This is a genomic window from Methylobacterium segetis, assembly GCF_004348265.1.
GTDB lineage: Bacteria > Pseudomonadota > Alphaproteobacteria > Rhizobiales > Beijerinckiaceae > Methylobacterium > Methylobacterium segetis.
The window spans coordinates 13,602-36,294 of record NZ_SMNT01000041.1; the positions used below are offsets into that span (position 1 = coordinate 13,602).

Annotated in this window: 22 protein-coding genes; 7 read left to right on the plus strand and 15 right to left on the minus strand. The window is 71.0% G+C overall.

All coding sequences use genetic code 11. The features are described from left to right. Positions 1-14: 14 nt before the first annotated feature. Entirely contained in the window at positions 15-1,223 is a 1,209-nt protein-coding gene (locus tag E1J50_RS12430; RefSeq protein WP_132254035.1) for an L-dopachrome tautomerase-related protein, read from the minus strand. 346 nt (positions 1,224-1,569) lie between these two features. Here E1J50_RS12430 and E1J50_RS12435 point away from each other — a divergent pair, with 346 nt between their 5' ends. Continuing rightward, the gene (locus tag E1J50_RS12435) at positions 1,570-3,453 is read left to right on the plus strand and encodes an MHYT domain-containing protein (protein ID WP_132254037.1); all 1,884 of its coding nucleotides are present in this window, start codon (positions 1,570-1,572) and stop codon (positions 3,451-3,453) included. Positions 3,454-3,478: 25 nt separating this feature from the next. On the opposite strand, the gene E1J50_RS12440 is transcribed toward E1J50_RS12435, so the two are convergent. Both E1J50_RS12440 and E1J50_RS12445 read right to left on the minus strand, forming a co-directional pair. Beyond that, a complete protein-coding gene (locus tag E1J50_RS12440; protein ID WP_132254039.1) occupies positions 3,479-3,853 on the minus strand; it encodes a hypothetical protein in 375 nt (124 codons plus the stop codon). A gap of 66 nt (positions 3,854-3,919) precedes the next feature. Next, entirely contained in the window at positions 3,920-4,213 is a 294-nt protein-coding gene (locus E1J50_RS12445; RefSeq protein WP_132254041.1) for a hypothetical protein, read from the minus strand. A 423-nt stretch (positions 4,214-4,636) separates the two neighbouring features. Here E1J50_RS12445 and E1J50_RS12450 point away from each other — a divergent pair, with 423 nt between their 5' ends. From E1J50_RS12450 to E1J50_RS12460, 3 genes are all read left to right on the plus strand, one after another. After that, positions 4,637-5,647, plus strand: coding sequence for an AraC family transcriptional regulator (locus E1J50_RS12450; protein WP_245516554.1), 1,011 nt, complete (start codon positions 4,637-4,639; stop codon positions 5,645-5,647). A gap of 65 nt (positions 5,648-5,712) precedes the next feature. Beyond that, the gene (locus E1J50_RS12455; protein WP_132254044.1) at positions 5,713-6,534 is read left to right on the plus strand and encodes a DUF4344 domain-containing metallopeptidase; all 822 of its coding nucleotides are present in this window, start codon (positions 5,713-5,715) and stop codon (positions 6,532-6,534) included. Between the two features lie 127 nt (positions 6,535-6,661). Then, positions 6,662-7,042, plus strand: coding sequence for a GCG_CRPN prefix-to-repeats domain-containing protein (locus E1J50_RS12460; protein WP_132254046.1), 381 nt, complete (start codon positions 6,662-6,664; stop codon positions 7,040-7,042). Positions 7,043-7,137: 95 nt separating this feature from the next. Here the strand turns inward: E1J50_RS12460 and E1J50_RS12465 are convergent, their stop codons facing one another. Both E1J50_RS12465 and E1J50_RS12470 read right to left on the minus strand, forming a co-directional pair. Continuing rightward, on the minus strand, positions 7,138-7,428 hold the full coding sequence (locus tag E1J50_RS12465) for a hypothetical protein (RefSeq protein WP_132254048.1): 291 nt from the start codon (positions 7,426-7,428) through the stop codon (positions 7,138-7,140). A gap of 226 nt (positions 7,429-7,654) precedes the next feature. Then, positions 7,655-8,899 carry an ATP-grasp domain-containing protein gene (locus E1J50_RS12470; protein ID WP_245516555.1) on the minus strand — a complete coding sequence of 415 codons (1,245 nt, stop codon included), beginning with the start codon at positions 8,897-8,899 and terminating at the stop codon, positions 7,655-7,657. A 160-nt stretch (positions 8,900-9,059) separates the two neighbouring features. On the opposite strand from E1J50_RS12470, the gene E1J50_RS12475 reads away from it, so the two are divergent. Further along, positions 9,060-10,154, plus strand: coding sequence for an NAD-dependent epimerase/dehydratase family protein (locus E1J50_RS12475; RefSeq protein ID WP_132254050.1), 1,095 nt, complete (start codon positions 9,060-9,062; stop codon positions 10,152-10,154). Positions 10,155-10,246: 92 nt separating this feature from the next. Here E1J50_RS12475 and E1J50_RS12480 read toward each other — a convergent pair whose 3' ends face one another. From E1J50_RS12480 to E1J50_RS27290, 9 genes are all read right to left on the minus strand, one after another. Next, on the minus strand, positions 10,247-10,579 hold the full coding sequence (locus tag E1J50_RS12480; RefSeq protein WP_132254052.1) for a cytochrome C oxidase subunit IV family protein: 333 nt from the start codon (positions 10,577-10,579) through the stop codon (positions 10,247-10,249). A 10-nt stretch (positions 10,580-10,589) separates the two neighbouring features. After that, complete coding sequence (locus E1J50_RS12485; protein WP_132254054.1) at positions 10,590-11,312, minus strand: heme-copper oxidase subunit III family protein; 723 nt, start codon at positions 11,310-11,312, stop codon at positions 10,590-10,592. 16 nt (positions 11,313-11,328) lie between these two features. Further along, the gene (locus E1J50_RS12490) at positions 11,329-12,030 is read right to left on the minus strand and encodes a cytochrome c oxidase subunit 3 (protein WP_132254056.1); all 702 of its coding nucleotides are present in this window, start codon (positions 12,028-12,030) and stop codon (positions 11,329-11,331) included. A 7-nt stretch (positions 12,031-12,037) separates the two neighbouring features. Continuing rightward, entirely contained in the window at positions 12,038-13,807 is a 1,770-nt protein-coding gene (ctaD, locus tag E1J50_RS12495) for a cytochrome c oxidase subunit I (protein ID WP_132254058.1), read from the minus strand. A gap of 13 nt (positions 13,808-13,820) precedes the next feature. Beyond that, a complete protein-coding gene (locus tag E1J50_RS12500; protein WP_132254060.1) occupies positions 13,821-14,654 on the minus strand; it encodes a cytochrome c oxidase subunit II in 834 nt (277 codons plus the stop codon). Between the two features lie 20 nt (positions 14,655-14,674). Further along, complete coding sequence (locus tag E1J50_RS12505) at positions 14,675-15,466, minus strand: DUF2189 domain-containing protein (RefSeq protein WP_132254063.1); 792 nt, start codon at positions 15,464-15,466, stop codon at positions 14,675-14,677. 230 nt (positions 15,467-15,696) lie between these two features. Continuing rightward, positions 15,697-16,503 carry a glycosyltransferase family A protein gene (locus E1J50_RS12510; protein ID WP_132254066.1) on the minus strand — a complete coding sequence of 269 codons (807 nt, stop codon included), beginning with the start codon at positions 16,501-16,503 and terminating at the stop codon, positions 15,697-15,699. 12 nt (positions 16,504-16,515) lie between these two features. Then, positions 16,516-17,520, minus strand: a complete 1,005-nt coding sequence (locus E1J50_RS12515) for a glycosyltransferase family 2 protein (protein WP_132254068.1) — start codon at positions 17,518-17,520, stop codon at positions 16,516-16,518. Between the two features lie 129 nt (positions 17,521-17,649). Beyond that, on the minus strand, positions 17,650-18,102 hold the full coding sequence (locus tag E1J50_RS27290; RefSeq protein WP_165937851.1) for a YqaA family protein: 453 nt from the start codon (positions 18,100-18,102) through the stop codon (positions 17,650-17,652). A gap of 307 nt (positions 18,103-18,409) precedes the next feature. Between E1J50_RS27290 and E1J50_RS12525 the strand changes: the two genes are divergently transcribed. After that, positions 18,410-19,246, plus strand: a complete 837-nt coding sequence (locus E1J50_RS12525; RefSeq protein WP_132254073.1) for a formate/nitrite transporter family protein — start codon at positions 18,410-18,412, stop codon at positions 19,244-19,246. A 64-nt stretch (positions 19,247-19,310) separates the two neighbouring features. Beyond that, complete coding sequence (locus E1J50_RS12530; protein ID WP_132254076.1) at positions 19,311-21,047, plus strand: bifunctional protein-serine/threonine kinase/phosphatase; 1,737 nt, start codon at positions 19,311-19,313, stop codon at positions 21,045-21,047. 321 nt (positions 21,048-21,368) lie between these two features. Here the strand turns inward: E1J50_RS12530 and E1J50_RS12535 are convergent, their stop codons facing one another. Then, complete coding sequence (locus E1J50_RS12535) at positions 21,369-22,691, minus strand: nucleotide sugar dehydrogenase (protein WP_132254078.1); 1,323 nt, start codon at positions 22,689-22,691, stop codon at positions 21,369-21,371. Positions 22,692-22,693 lie beyond the last annotated feature (2 nt).

Genomic DNA, 22,693 nt, shown 5'->3' on the forward strand with positions numbered 1-22,693 from the left:
GGGCGGGAGAGGCCTCAGCGGGCGCTGCCGGGCCGGGTCGAGCCCGTCGCCTCCGTTGTCCCGGGCTTGAGGCTCCAGAGCTCCGTCGGCAGGCTGACCGGCGCGCCGGGCTTGTAGTCCGCCGAATCCTGGATGTGCGAGGTCGTGACGTAGATCGTGCCGTCCGGTCCTTCGGAGAACGTGTCGGGCCAGCGAAGCTGCGGGTCCTGCACGAGCGTCGTCAGGCCTGTGCCCTTGCCCGACAGGTCGCGCACCTTCACCGCGTTGTCCTGCGGCGAGGTCACGTACATGCGCCCGTCGTGCCGGGAGATCAGCAGGCCGTCCGCCACTCCGTTCTCGCCGACCGTGACGATCTTGGAGCCGAGCGTCCTGTCGGTGAGCATCTCGGGCACGACCGAAGCCGTGGCCCAGCCGGTGAGCGCGTCGGTCGGCAGGCTGTAGAGCGTCTTGCCCTTGATCGCCTGCCAGTACAGCGTCCCGCCGTCCGGCGAGAGGGCGATGCCATCGGCCGAGAACTCGACGCCGCGCCCGTCGGGCCGGCGCAGCGGCTTGCCGTCGTAGGTCACGGTCACGCTCTTGTCCGGCATCGTCGAGGGATGGCCGGAGAGCACGCGCTTGGCCTTGCCGCTGTCGATATCGACCACGATGAGCGCGCCCTCGGCCCCGGAATCGGTCAGGTAGGCGGTCTTGCCGTCCGGCGAGATCCGCACGTCGTTGATGTAGGAGGCCTGCATCACCGTGTCGGTGTCGAAGGGGATCGTCTTGACGACGCGATTGGTCTTGAGGTCGAGGCCGACGAGCTTCGGCCCGTCCTTGACGACGTGCGCCATCGCGGGGGCGGCGGCGTCGACCACCCAGAGCCGGTCCTGCCCGTCGGCCACGACGCTCTGCACGCAGACGAAATGGTCCTTGGGCGAGATCTCGTCGGCCTTGGCGTTGCGCCAGGAATTCCAGGCCTCGTCCGGATAGGGCACCGGCTTGCCGTCCTTCAACTCGGCGACCGAGACGGGCGCGTCCTCGCTCCAGCGGGGGAAGTTGACGAAGATCCGTCCGTCCCGAGACACGGTCACGCCGGTGACCTGATGCTCGAAGCTGGCGACCTTCGTGAGCTGGGCCTGCCCCGTGGTCGGCGTCTGTGCCTGGGCCGAGGCGGGCGGGATCGCGCCGGCCAGCGGGCCGCCCAGGAGGAGCGCGGCCAGGCCGGCGCGGGGGTTTCTCAACATGCTCGGTGACCTCGTGAGATGGTTCTCGTTCCGGGGAACGCGGGCAGGTCCGCCCAAGCTCCCGCCTGCGACACCTCCCGCCTGCGACACCTCCCGACTGCGACACCTCCCGCCTGCAACGCTTGCCCGCGCGAGCCCCGCCCGATCGCGGGAGCCGGACCGGGCTTCCGGAACCGGCTGCGCCGCCGGGCTCGCGCCGACGCGTTGGAGGAGGGCTGAGGCGGGGCTTGGGCGAGGCGGATTTCGGCGCGCCGCTGTCGCCGCCCGGCGGTGGCGCTCCTGGCGCGGCCGGGCTAGCGTGCGGCCTCCTCCGCGGCCTGCCGCGGCTTCCTGCCCGGCGCTCCCGATGGTCCATACCGGCTACAACCCGGCGCTCGTCGCCCTGTCGATCGCGATCGCGGTGTTCGCCTCCTACACCGCCCTCGATCTCGGTGCGCGGCTGCGCGACGGCGCGGCGGGGCCGCGCTGGGCCTGGGTCGCGGGGGCGGCGGTGGCGATGGGCGGCGGCATCTGGTCGATGCACTTCGTCGGCATGCTCGCCTTCGAGATGGGCCTGCCCGCCGCCTACGACCTCGGCCTGACGGTCCTGTCCCTGCTCATCGCCGTCGGCGTGACGGGAGCGGCCTTCACCGTCGTCAGCCGCCCGGCGGCCGGAATCCGGGCGGTGCTCGTCAGCGGGCCGCTGATGGGCCTCGGCGTGGCGGCGATGCACTATACCGGCATGGCGGCGATGCGCATGCCCGGCAGCCTCGCCTACAGCCCGCCCGTCGTCGCCGTGTCGGTCGCCATCGCGGTGACCGCGGCCACCGCCGCGCTCTGGCTGACCTTCCGCCACAACAGCGTCTGGCAGAAGCTCGCCGCCGCCTGCGTGATGGGCGTGGCGGTGGCGGGCATGCACTATACCGGCATGGCCGCCGCCACGATCACCGCGCAAGGATCGGGCGCCCACGCCGCCCACGCCGCGAGCCTCGGGGCGGACCAGCAGAACCTCGCCCTCGCCGTGGCGGGCGCCACCTTCCTGATCCTGTTCCTGGCCATGCTCGCCTCCTCGCTCGACCAGCAGCGCGTCCAGGCCGAATTGCGCATGAGCGAGGAGCGCTTCCGCGCCGCGGTGCAGGCGGTGCGCGGCGTGCTCTGGACGAACGACGCCGAGGGGCGGATGGTCGGCGAGCAGCCGGGCTGGGCGGCGATCACGGGGCAGAGCCGGGCCGAGTACCAGGGCTACGGCTGGGCGGATGCCGTGCATCCGGACGACGCCCAGCCCAGCATCGACGCCTGGAACGAGACGGTCGCCAAGCGCCGCACCTTCGTCTTCGAGCACCGCCTCCGCTCGGTCGACGGCAGCTGGCGCCATTTCGCGATCCGGGGCGTGCCGGTCTTCGACGGGACGGGCTCGATCCGCGAATGGGTCGGCGTGCACACCGACATCACGGAGCAGCGGGAGGCGGAAGCGGAGCTGCGCGAGTCGAACGAGGAGATCCAGCGCTACGCCTACATCGTCAGCCACGACCTCCGGGCGCCGCTCGTCAACGTGATGGGCTTCACGAGCGAGATCGCGGCCACGCGCGGCGAGGTGCGCGCCGCGCTCGCCGGCCACCCGGAGGCGGAGCGGATCGACGCCGATCTCGGTGAGGCGCTCGGCTTCATCCAGGCGGCCGTCACGCGGATGGAGAGCCTGATCGCGGCGATCCTCAAGCTGTCGCGGGAGGGGCGCCGCACCTTCGTGCCCGAGCCCCTCGACATGGCGGCCCTGGTGCGGGGCCTGCGCGATGCCCAGCGCCATCAGGCCGAGACCCGGGGAGCGAGCGTCACGGTGGCGCCGGACCTGCCCGGCATCACGGCCGACCGGCTCGCGGTCGAGCAGATCTTCGGCAACCTCATCGACAACGCCGTGAAGTATCTCGACCCCGCCCGGCCCGGCCGCATCGCGGTGACCGGCCGGGTCGTCGCGAGCGGCTATGCCCGGTTCGACGTGGCGGATAACGGGCGGGGCATCGCGGAGCAGGACCATGCCCGCGTCTTCGAGCTGTTCCGCCGCGCCGGCCCCCAGGACCAGCCGGGCGAGGGCATCGGGCTCGCCCACGTGAAGGCGCTCGTGCGCGCCCTCGGAGGGCGCATCGACCTGACCTCGCGGCCGGGCTCGGGCACGACCTTCAGCGTGTTCCTGCCCGGCCAGGCCTCCCGCGGCCAGCGGACGGCGGTCGAGGCGCTGCGGCTTGCCGCCGAGTGAGGCCGGCGCCCCGGAAGGGGAGGATCTAGCGGGTCGGGGCCGCGAGCCAGGACGAGACCGGATCGATGACGTAGGCGGCGATCGAGGCGGCCCATGCCCGCGCCCGGGAGACCAGGGTCCGGCCCTCGCGCCGGGCCGCCTCCTCCTCGGCCGCGCGGGCGGCGAGGAGCGCGGCGACGTAGCGGTCCTCGCCGGCCTTGCAGGCCGCGAGCGCCTCCCTCTCCGCGGCGAGCTTGCCGAGGCTCTCGGGCTGACCGGAGAAGGCGTTGCGCACGCATCGGTGCCATGCGTGCCTGAGGCTGTCGAGGTCCTGGGCGTGCCCGGCCGTCGTCTCGTCGGCCCGCGTCGCGGGCACCGGGAGGGATAGGACGACGAGGATGCCGAGAACTGCCTTTCGCATGCGGGGGCTATCGCCGATTCGGCCCGGCCGCGGAAGTCGCGGGTCTCCCTTCGCGCCCGAAACACCTCAGGCCGGTCGAAGTCCGACCCCTCCCCCGATCGGGTCGACGCTGTTCACGCGCGGGCCGCGGATCCGCGGATCCTGCCGCTCCCAGGCATCGAGCACGCCGTTGGCCGCCGCGACGATCTCGCCGGGTGCGGCGGCGTCCACCCGCGGGCGGATCGCCTCCACGAGGCGCGCCAGGATCGTCTGCTCGGTCTGCGGGTGGGTCGCGCCCGAAATCTGCCGGGTGTAGGCCGCGTAGACGTTCTCGGCGATCGTCCGGGCGACGCGATCGGCGGCCGGGGTATCCTGCTCCATGCTCTCGCTCTCCCGTTCGCGTGAGGGCCCCGATCGGCCCGGGGCCGGCCGCGTCGCCGCACGCTCCTCCTCCGGGAAAGGCCCTGCCGCCCGGCCGGTTCCGATCGCCGCCCGGCCGGCTCTGCCGGAGGCGCTCGGCGCGAGGCGAGGTGTCCGGCCGGCGGGCAGGGCTGCGGATCTGTTCCGGAAGGTGATTTTTTATAGTATCAAATAATACTTATCGAATAGAGCCGGTACGATCAAGACATTCTCTTGTTCAGCTTAAATAATACTGGTCAAATACGCCAATTCGACAAGCACATGCCGGAGGGCGCCATGACCTCTTCTGTCGGGCCGCGTACCGAAATGTGCCCCCTTCATCCCGGTTCATTCGAGGCTGCCGCCCGGGATGCTGCCTGTCCCTTCGGCTTCACGGATGTCAGGGTGGCGCAGGGCCTCCGCACGGTGCTGATCGAACGCGACGCGGATCCCGAGGGCCTCGTCCGCGCGGCGGAGCTCGATCCGCGGATCTTCGACGGCCGCAGCCTGAGCGTCCCCTTCGTCGCGCTCGGGCGCCTGTTCGCCCTGGCGGCCGAACGGACGCGCTGCCCCCATCTCGGCCTCCTCGTCGGGCAGCACGCCGACCTGGGGTCGCTCGGTCTGGTCGGGCTGCTGATGCGCCATTGCGCGACGGTCGGGGATGCCCTGCGGGCGCTCGAGGCACATATCGGCGTGCAGGACCGAGGCGCCGTGGTCGGGCTCGGCATCGAGGCGGAGCTGGCGGTCCTCAGCTACGCGCCGCACGAGCCGGTCTCCGAGGGCGCCGCCCTCCAATCGGAGCGGGCGCTGGCGGTGACGACCAATATCCTGCGCGCCCTGTGCGGATCCGACTGGGTCCCGCTGGAGGTGCTTCTGCCGCGCTCGGTCCCCCCCGACACGGGCCCGTACCAGGACTTCTTCTGCGCGCCGGTCCGGTTCGACCAGGAAATGGCCGCCCTGGTCTTTCCCGCCCCCGTCCTGGCGCTGCCCATCGCAGGGGCGGACCCTGCCATCCGCCGGCGGGTGGAGGATCAGGTCCGGTGCCTCGAGGCGGCCCAGCCCCACACCCTGGCGGACGACCTGCGCCAGTATCTCCGGACGGCGGTGACCCGCCGGCGCTGCCGCGCGGAGCGGGTGGCGCGCCTGAAGTTCCTGCACCGGCGCACCCTGAGCCGGCGGCTGCGCGCCGAGGGCACGAGCTTCCGGCGGCTCGCCAACGAGGTGCAGTTCCAGGTGGCCAAGCAACTCCTCACCGACACGACGATGGGCTTGGCGCAGATCTCGGCGGTCCTGGATTTCTCCGAGCCCGCGGCCTTCACCCACGCCTTCCGGCGGTGGTCCGGCACGACGCCGAGCGCTTGGCGCAAGGCCAACCGTCCCGCGGACCTGTCCCGGCGACCGGAGGGCGGTGCGTGAGAGTGACGAACTCCGCCGCTCCGAGGGATCCGCCGGATCTCGGATGAGGCACCGGAGGCCCGACCATGATCCGGGCGCTTCTGATCGGGCTCGCCCTGGCCCTCCCCGCGGGGGCGGCCCCGTCGACCGCCGCCGCCAGCCGCGTCCGCATCGACTATGTCGTTCCGCGGGCTGCGGCGATGCAGGAGATCTACCGCGACATGAAGGGGCGGCGGGTCCTGGAGGGCCTGCGCGACATCCTCAGCGTCGTTCGCCTGCCGCGGCCTCTCACCCTTCGCCTGTCCGAATGCGGGAGCGAGGCCAATGCGTGGTACGCGCCCGAGACCCGCTCCGTGACGGTCTGCTACGAGTACATCCAGGACATGCACGCCCGGGCGCCGCAGGAGACGTCGCCGACGGGCGTGACCCGCCACGAGGCCATCGTCGGCCCGATCGCGCAGGTCTTCCTGCACGAGACCGGGCACGCCCTCTTCCACCTGCTCGACGTGCCCGTCCTCGGACGGGAGGAGGACGCGGCCGACCAGTTCGCCGCGCTGGTGCTGCTGCGCCTGAGGGCTTCCCAGGCCCGGCCGATCATCGACGGCAGCGCCTTCCTGATGGGAAGCTACGCCCGGGAGGAGACGGCCGACAGGGAGGCGCTCGCCGACGACCACGGCCTCGTCCAGCAGCGCCTCTACAATCTCCTGTGCCTCGCCTACGGCTCGGACCGGCGCGCCTTCCGCTATCTCGTGGAGCGCGGCGACCTGCCGGAGGAGCGGGCGCGGGGCTGCGCGGCCGAGCACGACCAGGCGGCCTTCGCCCTGGACCGGCTGTTCCGGCGCCACCTGCAGGGGGGGCGCATCGCACGGGATCGGGTGCGCCGGGGCTTCCGCTGGGCGTATCGATGAGGGGACCCCGCGGCCTCGCCGCGCTTGTCCCGAAGGATCAAGCAGCCGGATCGCACGGGCGTCACTCTGCGTCGCCCGCCTTCCGTTCGGGAACGGGAGGCGCGCGGGCAGAGTGGGAGTGCAGGAGATGACGCCACGCAGATCAGCCGCAGCGACCATCCTGGCGTTCGGCCTCGCGCTCGCCGGCCTCCTGGCGCCCGGCCCGGTCGGCCTGCGATCCGCCGAAGCGGCTCAGGGCTGCGGTCCCGGATTCCATCGCGGGCCCTACGGATCCTGCCGGCCCAATGCCTACGGCGCCTATTACGGTCCGCGCGGGGCCTACGGTTACCGCGGGGGCGCGGTGTATCGCGGCGGCGCGGTGTATCGCGGGGGCGCCGTGTACGGACGCCGGGCCTATGGCGGCCGCGTCTACCGCGGCGGCGGTGGCTATGCCCGGCGGGGCGTCTATGGCGGCCGCGGTGCCGTCGCGGGCAGGGGCTTCCACGGCGGGGGCCGCTTCCGGCGCTGAGCCCGGGTCCCCTCCCCTACGGTCTGCCGCCACGAACCGGGCGATGTCCGGTCCGATCAAGGGCCGGGGCGCCGCGGCGATGGGAGCGGCCGCGGTCAGCTGAGACGGCTCCACCAGAGCCGCCACCAGAACGTGATCCAGTTGCCCGTGCGCAACTCGTCGTCCAGGCGCGACACGATCAGCCGGACGATGCTCTGCAACGCCGCGCAGAGGGCCAGGAACAGGGCGGGCAAGGTGGCGTAGTCGATCGCGAGGGTCCGGGGCATCCAGCCGAGATAGCCGGCCAGGAGCAGGACGGGACTGGCGAGCAGCAGCCAGGCCAGGCAGGCCGCGGCGCAGATCGCCACCGGGACGGTCAGGATGAGGATGAGCGCCCGCCAGATCATGCGGAAGCCCGCCTGCGCGGGGGGACGCGTCGCCCTATCGTCATCGCCGGCTCCCGATCGACCGGATTGCTCGAACGCGGGGTGCCACCCTGCTCCGGCGCAGTTTCCGGTCCGCCACGGACCGCCCATCCTAGCCCGTTCCGGCGCAGCCTCGTCTGCGCGCGCCGCATGCCAAGGGAGGATGCCCTGCGGCGAGGCCCGGGCTGGCCCACCGACCGAGGCGCCCTCACCGCATGGCCTCGATCGTCCGCACGGCCTCCGGAGTGAGGAGATGGCGGCTCCAGCCCCCGCGGGTCCAGGCGGCGGCCCGGCTCGGACGCGCGAGCAGGGATAGGGCCGCCACGACGACGGGTATCGCGCTCGGCGGATCGAGGCCGGCCGGGCTCAGCTCCTCCTCGGCCCGCGCGAAGGCGCCCCGCCGGGCGAGGAGGTCGCGGCCGGTGCGCAGCAGGGCGGCTCGCGATCCGCTGCGCAGAGCTTCGCCGATCAGGGCCTGGAGGGCGAGGCGGGTGCGGATCCCGGGCCGGCTCGTGGCGACGCCCGCGGGCGCCTCGCCGAGCGAGACGCCGATCAGCAGGTCGGTCAGGCAGAGGCCCGACAGGGCCGCTCCCATCGGCTCGACGAGCCGCGGGTTGCCGTCGATGTAGAGAGGGCGCTGGCCCGCATCGAGGAAGTACTCGAGCGAGAGGGCCCCGTGCCACGCCAGGGCCTCTCCGATCCGGGCCATGTCGGCGAGTACCTGAGGGCGGGCGACGCTCTCCTTGAGGGCCGCCCCCCCGCCGCCACCCTCGATGAGGCGGCGCGCGGCGTGGAAGCCGACGAGGCGCCCCCCCTGGAACACCGCCTGCGCCTGTTCGAGCGGCGCATCGATCCAGGCCTGGACGAGCACGGGCAGGCCGGTGCCGGCGGCGGAGAGCTCGGCGGCGGCCCGGTCCCGCTCCGGCGCGTCGCGGACGATCCAGGTGCCGCGGCTCGCGGTGCCCAGCGCGGCCTTCAGCACGAAGGGGTAATCCTCCAGCCGGCGGACCTCCCGCCCGTCCTCCAGGATCGTCGTGCGCGGCTGCGAGAGGCCGAGCGCATCGAGCAACCGGCTGAATCCGAGCTTCGAGTGGAGGCGCGCGTAGCTCTCGAAGGGCGGCACCGCCAGGGCCGCGTGCGGCCTGACCTCGTCGGCGATCCGGGCGAAGAGGTAGCCCTGCTCGTGGATCGGCAGGAGGACGTCGAAGCGGCCGGTCGCGAGGAGGTCGCGCACGAAGACGCGGTAGCTCTCCGGCTCGGACCCGAGGGGAGGACAGCGGTAGCGGCGGGCGACGAGCCGCGAGAACCGCCCGAGGCAGACCCGCTCGGGATCGCAATAGGACACCTCGTGGCCCGCGAGCGCCAGGGCCGTGATGGCTTCCCGGGCGGACGTGCTGCCGCCTTCCGACAGGAGGATGCGCAGCCGGCGCCGAGAGACAGTCCCGTCGACCATCCATGCCTCTACGCCGAAAGGAGTACGGGAAGTCTAGGCGCGTTTTGACAAGACTTCCATGTCATGTACCGCACTGGCAGACCGGTCTTCGCAAATGCGGGTTCGCACGGCCGAGTATGGGTGAACAGATGAAGATGTGCGACATGCAAGGGGGTGTGCGATGGCCCGGGCCCTGGTGACCGGAGGCTGCGGCTTCATCGGCCGTCATCTGGTTGAGTGCTTGCTCTCGCAGGGCTTCGACGTGCGGATCCTCGACGTCGCGGATCCGGACGGGAGGCCGGAGGGTGCCGCGTTCCGGCGCGGCTCGATCCTCGATGGCGGCGACCTTGAGGCCGCGATGCGCGGCGTGGATCGGGTCTTCCACGTCGCGGGCATCTCGCACCTCTGGGTGAGGCGCCGGGCGGATCTCGCCGAGGTGAATGCCCGCGGAACCGAGAGGGTGCTTCGGGCCGCCGCCGCGGCCCGGGTGCGTCGCGTCGTCCACTGCTCGACCGAGGCCGTGCTGCTGGCCGAGCGCCTGCCTCCGCTCTCGGCCATGGCCGGGCCCTACACCCGATCCAAGCACGCGGCCGAGGCGGCCGCGCTCGCGGCGGCTCGCGACGGGCTCGACGTCGTGATCGCGAGCCCGACCGTGCCCATCGGGGCAGAGGACCGCAACCTCACCCCGCCGGCCGCGATGCTCGCCCGCGTCCTCGCCGGCCGGACCCCCGCCTATCTCGATTGCACCCTCAACCTCGTGGGCGTGCGCGACGTGGCGGCCGGCCTCGCCCTCGCGGGCGAGCACGGGCTGCCCGGCGAGCGCTACGTCCTTAGCGGCGAGACCGTCGCCCTGCGCGATCTGCTCGCCGAGGTGGAGCGCGTGTCGGGCCGCAGGATGCCGCGCCTCACCCTTCCCGCGAGCCTCGCCCTTCCGGTCGCCGGACTCGCCGAATGGGTGGCGGACCACGTCACCGGCGCGCCGCCGGCCGCGACGCGCGAGGGCGTCCGCCTCGCCCTGCGCGCCGCGCGCGTCGACGACCGCACCGCCCGCACCGCCCTCGGCTACCGGCCGGCCCCGATCGCCGGCGCCCTGGCGGAGGCCGTGCAGTGGCTCTGTGCGACCGGACGGTCTGTCGCCGCATCGCGGACCGGCGCGCCGGTGCCGCGGGGAGCGACCGAGCGCGGATCGAAGCCCCCTGTCGGACCGACGCTCGGCCGCGGCGCCCGGCTCCGTGCGAGCGCCGCCGCGCCGCCTCGAGAGCCGCTCGGCCGATGATGCGGGGAGCGGTTTCGGCCGAGGCCCCTCCCCGAGGCCCCTCCCTTTGCGAGCCCACGGGCCGGCCCGGCCGGGGGAGCACGCCGTTCCGGTCAGCCGAGCCCGGCGAAGGCCAAGCGGGTGAGGAGGGTGTAGCTCGCCTCGAACGTCATGATCGCGACGAAGACGAGCAGCGCCGCGGGCGGAACGAGGATCGCGTAGACGAGCGCGAGTCGCTCCCAGGCCATGTGCATGAAGACCGCGACGATCAGGCCGGCCTTCACGATCATGAACAGCAGGATCAGGAACCACCGCAGGGATCCCTGGAGGTGAAAGTAATCCACGAGGTACGAGCAGCCGCTCAGCACGAACAGCCACCCCCATACGAGGAGATAGAGGCGGATCGGGTGGGCCTGCTCCGGGCCCCCTGCCGTGCCGGCGGACATCGGACGTCTCCTACCAGAGATAGAACAGGGCGAAGATGAAGACCCAGACCAGATCGACGAAGTGCCAGTAGAGGCCGAGGATCTCGACGTTCTCGTAGCGCCCGCGCTGGCTCGTGAAGAAGCCGCGCCGGCCCGTCTCGAAGTCCCCGCGCCAGACCTTCCGGGCGACGACGGCGAGCAGGATGACGCCGATCGTCACGTGGGTGCCGTGGAAGCCCGTGATCATGAAGAACGACGAGCCGAACTGGTCGGCCCCCCAGGGATTGCCCCAGGGGCGCACGCCCTCGTGGATCAGCTTCGTCCACTCGAAGGCCTGCATGCCGACGAAGGTCGCCCCGAGCAGGGCCGTGACGATCATCAGCAGCGCCGTCCTGACGCGGTCGCGCCGGTAGCCGAAGGCCACCGCCATCGCCATCGTTCCGCTGCTCGAGATCAGCACGAAGGTCATGATCGCGATCAGGATCAGCGGCATCTTCGTGCCGCCGATCTCGAGGGCGAAGACCTCGCTCGGGTTCGGCCAGGGCACGGTCGTCGACATCCGCACCGTCATGTACGACAGCAGGAAGCAGCCGAACACGAAGGTGTCGCTCAGGAGGAAGATCCACATCATGGCCTTCCGCCAGGATGCGCCGCCGAAGGCCTGCCGGTCGGCCGACCATTCGCGCGAGAGCCGGCGCCACTGACTCGGCCGGGTCTCGGCGGGAGCGACGGATCGGAACGCGAAGCCGGTCATGCTCTTCTCGCTGGTCTCACAGGGGGCCGCACAGGGCGAGGATCCAGCCCGACCAGGGCGTCCGGTACAGGACACCGAACAGGACGAGCCAGATCGCCAGGAGGGCGTCGAGATAGACGGCGCAGAGGAACGCCGCCGGGCGCAGGTCGCGCGGGTCGGCCGCCCTGAGCGCGCGCACGGCGATCACCGCGAGGGCGGCGACCCCGCCCGCGACGTGCAGGCCGTGCAGGGCCGTGAGCAGGTAGAAGAAGGCGGCGGCGGCGTCCGAGCCGGGGCCGGCCCCGAGGTCGAGGAGCCGGCGCCAGGCGAGCCACTGCCACGCGAAAAATCCCGCCGTGGCGGTGCCTGCGGCCGCGAGCGCGAGGAGGAGGCCGTCACGCTCGCCCCGGCTCGCCGCGCGCACGGCGCCGTGCAGGGCGACGCTCGCCAGCGCGAGCAGGCCGGTCACCGACCACAGGATGCCCGGATCGGGCAGCGTCTGCCAGGCCTCCCGCGGGACGCGCATGGTGTAGGCGGCGACGAGAAGGGCGAAGAGCAGGCCGATCGCCGCGAGGAGCACCGCGAGGCCGAGCCTCGCCGGCGCGACCGGGTGGGGGCCCGCCGGCACGCCGAGCGTCATCCCGGTCTCGAGCCACGGCTTCGAGGCGAGCCGCTGACGCGACAGCCACCGCGCGGACAGTGCGGCGAGAACGGCGAGATAGAGGAGCACGAGGGTCATCGCGTCCTCATGCCGGTGCGGGCCCGGGAGCGCGGCCCGGCTGGTTCTGGGGGATGAAGTCCTCGGCCGCGCCCGGCACGCTGTAATCGTAGGCCCAGCGGTAGACCACGGGCGGGGTCGCGCCCCAGTTTCCGTGCGGGGGCGGCGTCTCGGGGGTCTGCCACTCCAGGGTGGTGGCCCGCCACGGGTTGGGGCCGGCCGGGGCGCCGTGCGTCAGGCTGCGCACCAGGTTGTACAGGAACACGATCTGGGCGGCGCCGACGAGGAGGGCGACGACGCTGATGAAGGCGTTGAGCGTCGCGACCGAGGGTGTGACGAAGCTCAGGCCCTCGATGTCGAAATAGCGGCGCGGCACGCCCATCAACCCGAGATAGTGCATCGGGAAGAAGATCGCGTAGGCGCCGAGGAACGTGGCCCAGAAGTGCAATTGCCCCAGCCGCTCGTCGAGCATCCGGCCGGTGACCTTCGGGTACCAGTGATAGAGGCCCCCGAAGATGACCAGGATCGGCGCGACGCCCATGACCATGTGGAAATGCGCGACGACGAACATCGTGTCGGAGAGGGGCACGTCGACCACCACGTTGCCGAGGAAGAGACCGGTCAGGCCGCCGTTCAGGAAGGTCACGATGAAGGCGATCGCGAACAGCATCGGCAGCGTGAGGTGGATGTCCCCGCGCCAGAGCGTCAGAACCCAGTTGTAGACCTTGATCGCCGTCGGAATGGCGATCACGAGCGTCGTGGTGGCGAAGAAGAACCCGAAATACGGGTTCATGCCGCTGACATACATGTGGTGCGCCCACACCACGAAGCTCAGGGCTCCGATCGCGACGATCGCCCAGACCATCATCCGGTAGCCGAAGATGTTCTTGCGCGCGTGGGTGCTGATCAGGTCCGAGACGATCCCGAAGGCGGGAAGCGCCACGATGTAGACTTCCGGATGGCCGAAGAACCAGAATAGGTGCTGGAAGAGGATCGGGCTGCCGCCGTTGTAGCGGAGGCGCTGCCCGGCCTCGACGATCGCCGGCATGAAGAAGCTCGTGCCGAGGAGGCGGTCGAGGAGCATCATCACGGCGCCCACGAACAGGGCCGGAAAGGCGAGCAGCGCCAGGATCGTGGCGGTGAAGATGCCCCAGATCGTGAGCGGCATCCGCATCAGGGTCATGCCGGGCGCCCGCGCCTGGAGCACGGTCACGACGTAGTTCACGCCGCCCATCGTGAAGCCGATGATGAACAGGATCAGGGAGAGGAGCATCAGGACGATGCCCCATTCCTGGCCCGGCGTGCCGGAGAGGATCGCCTGCGGCGGGTAGAGGGTCCAGCCGGCGCCGGTCGGGCCGCCCGGCGCGAAGAAGCTCGCCACGAGGACGAGCACGGCCAGCAGATAGATCCAGTAGCTCAGCATGTTGACGTAGGGGAACACCATGTCCCGGGCGCCGAGCATGAGCGGGATGAGGTAATTGCCGAACCCGCCGAGGAAGAGGGCCGTCAGCAGGTAGATCACCATGATCATCCCGTGCATGGTGATGAGCTGGTAATATTCCTTCGGTCCGATGAACGAGATCGCGCCCGGAAAGCCGAGCTGAAGCCGCACCAGCCATGACAGGACCAGCGCAACGAGGCCGATCGCGAGGGCGGTCGACGCGTATTGGATGGCGATGATCTTGGCGTCCTGGCTGAAGACGTACTTCGTCAGCCAGCTGTGAGGATGGTAGAGTTCGACGTCCTCGCTCTCCGCCCCCGGCAGGGGCCCGGCGGTTCCCAGCTGAGCGTCGGCCATCGGCTGCGCCTCCTCATCGGTCCGACGGGGCGGTTTGCTGGGCGGCGACGCGCCGCTGCCCCCTGCCCGCCGGAAGCTGGGCGAATGTCCGCTGGCGCTGGAGCCACGACGCGTAGTCGGGCTCGGCGTCGACGACGACGCGGCCGCGCATCGCGTAGTGGCTGACGCCGCAAACCTCGTTGCAGAGGGCGTCGAAGGTGCCGACCCGGGTCGGCGTCAGCCAGAAATACGTGACCGTGCCCGGGATGATGTCCATCTTCGCCCGGAATTCCGGCACGTAGAAGTTATGGATGACGTCGACGGAGCGCAGCAGGACCTTCACGGGCCTGCCGAGGGGCAGATGAAGGTCGCCGTCGATGACGACATCGTCGCGCCCGGCCGCGTCCTCCGGGTCGAGGCCGAGGGGGTTCTCCTCGCCGACATGGCGGATGTTCGCGGCGCCGAGGCGCCCGTCCGCGCCCGGCAGGCGGAACGCCCACCGCCATTGCTGCGCGACGACCTCGACCTCGGAGGCGCCCGGCGGCACGCTCACGAACCGGTTCCAGACGACGAGGCCCGGCGCGAGGAGGGCCGCCACGCCGAGCCCCGTCACGACGGTGAGCCAGACCTCGAGGCGGCGGCTCTCGGGCTCGTAGGCCGCCCGCGCGCCCGGCCTGTGACGGAAGCGGACGAGGCAGTAGGCGATGAACAGGACGATCGCCGTGAAGGCGATGCCCGTAATCCAGAAGGTGATGATCAGCGTCGCGTCGATGTAGCCCCAATCCGAGGCGATCGGGGTCCACCACCATGGGCTGAGGAGATGGAAGGCGATCGATCCGACGGCGATCAGTACGAGGACGGGCGCCATGTCCGATGCCTTCCCTCCCCTCAGGGGGCGATGGTCCGCCGGTAGAGGTGCCACGTCGCGTGCCCGAGAATGGGCAGCACCACGGCGAGGCCGACGAAGAGCGGAAGCATTCCCGCGACGAGGAGCCCCGCCACGATGAAGCCCCACATCAGGAAGGTGCGTGGGCTGGTCCGCACGGCGTCCAGGGAGGTCTCGATCGCCGCGAGGGCCTCGACGTTGCGATCGACGAGCATGGGAAGGGAGATCACGCTGATCGCGAGAGCGAGCAGCGAGAACGCGAAGCCCACGAGATTGCCGACGACGATCAGCGCCCACCCGCGCGCCGTCGTGAGCACATCCGCCACGAAACCGAGGATCGTCTCGGGCCTGTCGGTGCCGTACAGGGTCCAGTAGAGCCCCATCGCGGCGACGAGCCAGGCCAAGAAAATCGCCGTGAGCAGGAGGCCCACCGCGAGGATGGGCCCGGAGGCGTGGGTGCGCAGCGGCGCGTAGGCGCGCGCCCAGTTCGGATCGAGGCCCTCCGCCCGCCTCCGGCTGAGTTCATAGAGGCCGATCGCCGCGAAGGGGCCGACCAGCGCGAAGCCGGATGCGAGGGGGAACAGGAGCGGGATCAGATCCTGCTCGAACGTCACGGTGGCGATGATCAGGCCCGCGACCGGATAGATCGCGATCACGAAGAGCACGTGCGTCGGCATCGCGAGGAAGTCCTCGACGCCTTTGGCCAGGGCGAACCGGAGATCCTGTGCCGAGACCGTCCGCACCTCCGGACGTGTTCCGACGTGGTGGGCGAAGATCGCACGCAGCGTCGTCATCGCACCGTCCTTCCTCGGGAAGTCGTCTCGCTGCGGCCGGGCCGCCCCTCCGGACGGGCCTCGTGCCCTCGCGAGAATTCAGCGCGGCAGGAAGACGATATAACGTACTGTGCCCTCGCACTTCCAGAACGTTTGATAATTCACTTTGCAAATCCAAGCATTCGTGCCGAGCGGAAAGGTCCGGCGAGCGGCTCGGCAGATTGGCCGGAGGCCCGGCCCAGACCCCGGGGCTAGGCTTCCCCGCTGCCTCGACGGAGAAGGCCGCCGACCTGATCCGGCGTCAGGCCGAAGCGGGACAGGAAGGCTTCGTCGAACGGGAAGCCCGTCCGTCCGACGCGGGCGCTCATGTCGCGCCGCCAGGCGCTGTACGGACCGTGGGTCTCCGAGTGATTGGCGGAGGTATTGATTACATAGGCGCCGGTCGCCCTCAGGCGGACGACCTTCGCTCCGCGCTCATGGGCGGTTTCCGGCCAGCGGTAATGTTCGTGAAGCGCGGCGTGCGGATCGCGCCGCAGCGGATCCGCGGAGTCCGGAATGAGCCGAGCCACGATGCTGGAGCCGCAGAGACGGTGGAACGCGCCGTCGAAGATCTCCGGATCGGGAAGTGGGGTGGCGCGCAGGGACCGGACGTCGGCGGCGAAACCCTCGGCAATGTATCCGCCGAGCGCGTCGGGCGGGATCGTGGCCCGGGCGATCTCGACCAAGTGCCTGTCGATCCAATCGTCGGCATCGAGGAACATCAGCAGGCCGCCGCCCTGGGCGAGGACGTGCCGGGCGATCGCGTGCTTCTTCCTCCCGCTGTCGAGGTTGTCCGCCCGAACGTCGGCGGCGGCCCAGTCGGCGGCAAGGATGGTCGTCCGGTCGGCGAGGCACGGAAGGGGCGGCTCGTCATGGGCGGCGATGACGATGCGGAAGGAGCGGTCCGTCTGCGCGGCGGCGGAGGCCAGGGTCAGGCCGAGAAGCGCCGTCACGAGGGGCCAGTCGGCTGCGGCCTCGCGGGCGATCAGCGGGATGCCGAAGGTGAAGGGCTCGGCCACGGTCGGGGCTCCTCAGGTGCCGGCGGGGGCCTGCGACCCGGGCCGGATCGCGGAAGGGGTCGATGCGGCGACATGCGCCCCGTAGAGACGGCAGCAGCGCGCATGGCAGGCCCGTACGCCGTCATCCGCCAGGAATGCGTCGTAGAGGGTACGGGCGGCCGGCAGCCTGCCCGCGATCGTCGCATCCTCCTCCTCGTTGCGGTCGAAGACCGGCCAGTTCGCATCCCGATCCCAGTCGATGTTCAGGCCTCCGCCCCGGCGATGCTTGACGACGTAATCGTCCCAGGAGCGCGTGTTGTAGTGGTTGACCTGAGCCAGCCTCCAGGAGACCGCGCCCGGTTCCGATTGCAGGAATTCGTTCCGCGATTCGTCGTGGAAGTAGGCGGGCAGCACGTCGCCGGCCCCGTTCACGTAGCGGAGCGTGCCGAGGGCCTCGGGACGTGGGAAGCGAGGCTGATGCGGCAGCAGCTTGCACCCGTACGCCCCGGCCCTGGTGAAGAGCGTCTTGTAGGGCCGGTTCACCCCGTGCCCGCGCGGGGCCGCCCGGGTGAAGCGCTCCGTCACGAAGTCCGGCGACCACGCATGGTGGCCGGAACTGCCGAAGACGCGCCAGTTGACGAGGACGGCCGTGCACCCCGGAACGGCCTCGATGAGGTCCGTGACGCGCCCCTCCCCGACGTGGACGTTGAGGAACTCGTCGGCGTCGAGGACCATGATCCAGGCCGCCTCGGCGAGGACGGGCAGCGCCTCCGCCCGTGCGTAGGCCGCGAGTTGCGGCTTGTCGTCCGGGGCGACGGCGTGCGCCAGATGGGTGACGAGGCCGAGCGCCTGGAGCCGGTCGAGCAGGGCGGGCGATCCGTCGACGCAGTCGTTCGTGCAGACGACGATGTCCGTGAAGCCGATGGCGCGGTGATAGGCCAGCCATTCGAGGATGTAGGGTCCCTCGTTGCGCATGGTGGCCACGAGGAGGATGCGGCAGGGTCTCTGCGCCTCGAACGGCGGGACGAGCGAGGTCATCAAGCTGCGGTCAACCGTCGATGCGCTGCGGCACCCGGACAAGCGGAGGGTCCGGGTGAAGGTTCCGATGCCGTGCCGCTCCTCGCCGCCGCCGCCGAACCGCTCCTCGCCGCCCTCGCGTCCCGCGGGTCAGGTGCCGATGAGCCAGGTCAGGCCGAGGGCGACCGCTCCGTGACCGAACAGCTTGCCGAGCAGGACCAAGGGCAGGAAGAGGCGGAGATCGGCTCTCAGGAGCCCGGCGACGGTCGTGACGGCATCACCGAAGGTCGGAAGCCAGCACAGGGCCAATGCCCAGACCCCGTACCGCTCGAACCAGGCCGCGGCCTTGTCCAGGGTGGCCGGGGACAGGGGAAACCAGCGGCGCCCCGCGAGGCCGGCGAGATTGCGGCCGATCAGGTAGTTGACGGTCGCGCCCGTGACGTTCCCGGCAACGGCGGTCGCCACGAGGGCGACGGGACTTCCGGCCTGGGCAGCCATGAGGCCGGCCATGGCCATCTCGGAAGACCCGGGCAGGAACGGCAGGAACGTGCCGGCGATCAGCGCGGTGACGAACAGCCCGACGAAGGCCGGCAGAGCATCCATCGGATTCCACCCGTCGACGCGCGAGCCCGATCGATCCGGCGTCGCGATACGCCCAGTAAACCCGGCCCGTCGGGGCGAGGCCAGAGCGGCCGGACCCGCGTGTCCGGGGACGGGCTCAGAGGGCGCTGAGGAGTCCGCGGCCGCAAAGGGTCCGGATCTTGCCTTGCGGGCTGCCGACAGGCGTCGTGCAGGCTTCCCGCCCAGCACGCCTGCTGCAAGCCGCGCAACGGAGCGCGGCCGGATGCCGGGATCCTGCCCGGCGACGCCGGCACGCTTTGCAGAAGCTCTCAACCGACAAGGACACGACATGGCCTATCTCGCGCCTGCAGAATTCGCCACCAAGATGGTGGATGCCGGTGAATCCAAGATCCTGATGTCGACCCGCGACACCGTGATCCGCGCCTACATGGCCGGCGCCATCCTGGCCCTCGCCGCGGTCTTCGCCGTCACCATCACGCAGCAGACCGGCATCCCGATCCTCGGTGCCGCCCTGGTCCCGGTCGGCTTCTGCATGCTCTACCTGCTCGGCTTCGACCTGCTCACGGGCGTGTTCGTGCTGGCGCCGCTCGCCCTGCTCGACGGCCGGCCGGGCGTGACCTGGAGCGGCGTGCTGCGCAACTGGGGGCTCGTCTTCCTCGGCAACTTCCTCGGCGCCCTGACCGTGGCCCTGATGATGGGCTTCGTCTTCACCTTCGGCTTCACCTCGCCCCCCGATCAGGTCGGCACCTACATCGCGGGCATCGGCGAGCGCCGCACGGTCGGCTACGCAGCGCACGGGATGGGCGGCTGGTTCACGATCTTCATCCGCGGCATGCTGTGCAACTGGATGGTCTCCACCGGCGTCGTCGGCGCCATGATCTCCACCACCGTCAGCGGCAAGGTGATCGCCATGTGGATGCCGATCATGGTGTTCTTCTACATGACCTTCGAGCACTCGGTGGTGAACATGTTCCTGTTCCCCTTCGGACTGCTGATGGGCGGCCATTTCTCGATCGCCGACTACTTCTTCTGGAACGAGATTCCGACCGTGCTGGGCAACCTCGTCGGCGGCCTCGCCTTCACCGGCCTGACGCTCTACACCACGCACGTCCGCACCGCTCCGAAGCGGACCGCGATCCGCACCGAGCGCCGCCTCGCGGCCTGATCCCGGGCTTGACCGGAAGGACCTCGGGCCGCATGGCCCGGGGCTCGCCCCGCCGAGGCTCGCGATGCCCTCAGACCTGACGCTCTCCCTCGGGCAGCACAGCGAGCGCGGCCGCAAGGCGACCAACCAGGATTTCCACGGCGCCCTGATCCCCGAGCGCCCCACCCTGGCGCTCAAGGGCGCCGCGGTCGCGATCGCGGACGGGATCGGCAGCAGCGCCGTCAGCCACGTCGCCAGCGAGACGGCGGTCAAGAGCTTCCTCACCGACTACTACGACACGCCCGACACCTGGCCGGTGAAGCTGTCGGCGCGCCGCGTCATCGCCGCCGCCAATTCCTGGCTCCACGCCGAGACGCGGCGCAACCGCGACCTGCACGATCCCGAGGGGAGCCGGGACCGGGGCTACGTCACCACCCTCAGTGCGCTCGTGCTGAAATCGCGGACCGCCCACGTCTTCCACGTGGGTGACGCCCGCATCGCGCGCGTGATCGGCCGGTCGCTCGAAATTCTCACGGAGGATCACCGCGTCGTCCTCTCACCGGGCGAATCCTATCTCGGCCGGGCGCTCGGCGCGTCGTCCCACGTGGAGATCGACCACCACCCGGTCGGGATCGAGCGGGGCGACGTCTTCGTCCTGACGACGGATGGCGTGCACGAGCATCTGCGGCCCGAGGCCGTCGTCGCAGCCATCGCCCGCCACGGCGACGATCTTGACCGGGCCGCCCGGACGATCGCCAATCTTGCCTACGAGAACGGCAGTGGCGACAATCTCACCGTCCAGATCGTGCGCGTCGATTCCGTTCCGGACGGGGAGCCGATCGAGCTCTCGGGCAGGGCCGATGAGCTGCCGCCGGCCCCGCTCCTCGATCCGCCGACCCTCTTCGACGGTTACCGGGTACTGCGCACGCTGCATGCGAGCCACCGCAGCCACGTCTATCTCGCGGCCGATCCGGAGACGGGCGCGACGGTCGCCCTCAAGGTACCCTCGACCGAGCTGCGCAGCGATCCCGCGGGCTTGCGCCGCTTGGTGATGGAGGAGTGGATCGCGCGGCGCGTCGACAGCCCGCACGTGCTGAGCGCGCCTCCGCAGACCCGCCGACGGAGCCACCTCTACACGGTGATGGAGTATGTCGAGGGCCAGACCCTCGCGCAGTGGATGCGCGATCATCCGGAACCGGATCTGGAGGAGGTGCGGCGGATCGTCGAGCAGATTGCCCGCGGCCTGCGCGCCCTGCACCGGCGGGAGATGGTCCATCGGGACCTGCGCCCGCAGAACATCCTCATCGACGGGGCCGGGACCGTGCGGATCATCGATTTCGGCTCGACCCGGGTCGCCGGCCTCGCCGAGGAGGGTTCGGTGGACGAGCCGCTGCTCGGAACGGTCCAGTACACCGCGCCGGAATGCCTCGCCGGCCATCCCGCGACGCAGAGCGCCGACCTCTTCTCGGTGGGCGTCATCGCCTACCAGATGCTCACCGGGCGCCTACCCTACGGCGCCGAGGCTTCGCGCGCGTTCAGCGAGGCCCGGGCTCGGCGCCTGCATTACGTCTCCGTCGCCGCCGCGCGCCCGGGCCTGCCGCCCTACGTCGACGCGGCTCTGCGCAAGGCGGTGCATCCGAACCCGTCCCACCGCTACGAGGCCCTCTCCGCCTTCGTGTACGACCTGCGCCACCCGAACCCGTCGCTGCCGGGCGTGCGGCGGGCACCCCTCCTGGAGCGACATCCCGTCCTCTTCTGGAAGCTGCTCTCCGTCCTGCTCGGGCTCGTCGTGCTCTATTTGCTGGCGAGCCGATCACCGTGAACTCGCGGCGCGCTTGAAGCCGACAGTCCGTTCACCGAGGGTCGTGTCCGCATCGCAGCGTTCGAGACCGTGAGGGCTCCGGCGGCATCGTGCACCTCGGGTTCCGTGAGCGCACCCGGGCCGGGTCTTCCTGAGGGCGGACGCAGGCCGGAACGGACCGGGCCGGTCGGTGCGGCAATCCAGGAGGGCTGCGCCCGTGGATCCGCTCGACCTTCGTTGCGGGCGCCCCCGCCCCTCCCCTCGTGCGGGCACCGGGCCATCCAGTCAGGGCATCGGATCGGACCGTCATGAGCCGGCCCTTCGAGGGCCGGGAAACGCCGATCAGCACTTGAAGACGGTTTCGGAAGCGAGGCCGGCTCTCGCGCAGGCATTCCTCGTGTCGACGACAAGTCGTGCGTGCCGGACGATGGTTTCGTATGCGACACCGTCGTGATCCGTCACGATGAGGACGGCCGTCGCGCTGGCGAGGATCTGCGGGCTGATGTCGGTCGAGCGTCGCCCGGCGAGGTGGGGAAACGCCCGGGTCGGCGGGATCACCGGCACGAAAGGATCGTGAAAGGTCACGTCGGCGCCGCGCGCCTCGATCAGGTCCATCAGCTTGAGGGCCGGGCTCTCGCGCACGTCGTCGACGTTGCGCTTGTAGGCCATGCCGACCAGCAAGATGCGCGCGCCGCGCAGGGGCCGGCCGAGCTGCCGTTCGAGAGCGAGCGCCAGGCGCTCGACGACGGAGTGGGGCATGCGCCGGTTGATCTCGCCCGCGAGTTCGATGAACCGCGTGACGACGTCGTGCTCCCGCGCCTTCCAAGTCAGGTAGAACGGGTCGATGGGGATGCAATGGCCGCCGAGGCCAGGCCCCGGCTGGAACGGCATGAAGCCGAAGGGTTTCGTGGCCGCGGCCTCGATCACCTCCCAGACGTCGATGCCGAGTGCGTCGTAGACGACCTTCAGCTCGTTCACGAGGGCGATGTTGACGGCGCGGAAGATGTTCTCGGTGAGCTTCACGGCCTCCGCTGCGGCGGTGGACGAGACGGGGACCGTCCGCGCGACGATGCCGTCGTAGAGCAGGCAGGCGAGATCGCGCGCGATGTTCCCGTCGCCGCCGACGACCTTGGGCATGTCGGCGAGGGCGTAACGGCTGTTGCCGGGGTCCTCGCGCTCGGGCGAGAAGGCGAGGTGGAAGTCGCGCCCGCTCCGGAGCCCGGTGGCTTCGAGGATCGGCTTGAGAACCTCCGTGGTGGTGCCGGGCCACGTGGTCGATTCGAGAACGATCAGCTGACCGGGCCGGAGCGTCGCCGCGATGTCCCGCGCGGTGGCCTCGACGTAGGAGAGATCGGGCTCGCGCTGACGCGTCAGGGGCGTAGGCACGCAGATCAGGATCGCGTCGGGGCGCGACAACCCGGTCATGTCCGCCGTCGCCCGGAGGCGCCCGGTCGCGAGAGCCGCCCGCAACCCGTCCGTGTCCAGATGGGCGATGACCGGCTCGCCCGCGTTGATCCGGGCGACGCGATCCGGATTGATGTCGAACCCCGTGACCCGGAAGCCCGCCCGCACGGCGGCGAGGGCCAGGGGCAGGCCGACATAGCCGAGGCCGATCACGCCGATCTCGGCGTCGCGCTCTGCCAGGCGGTGGACGAGGTCGGACATCG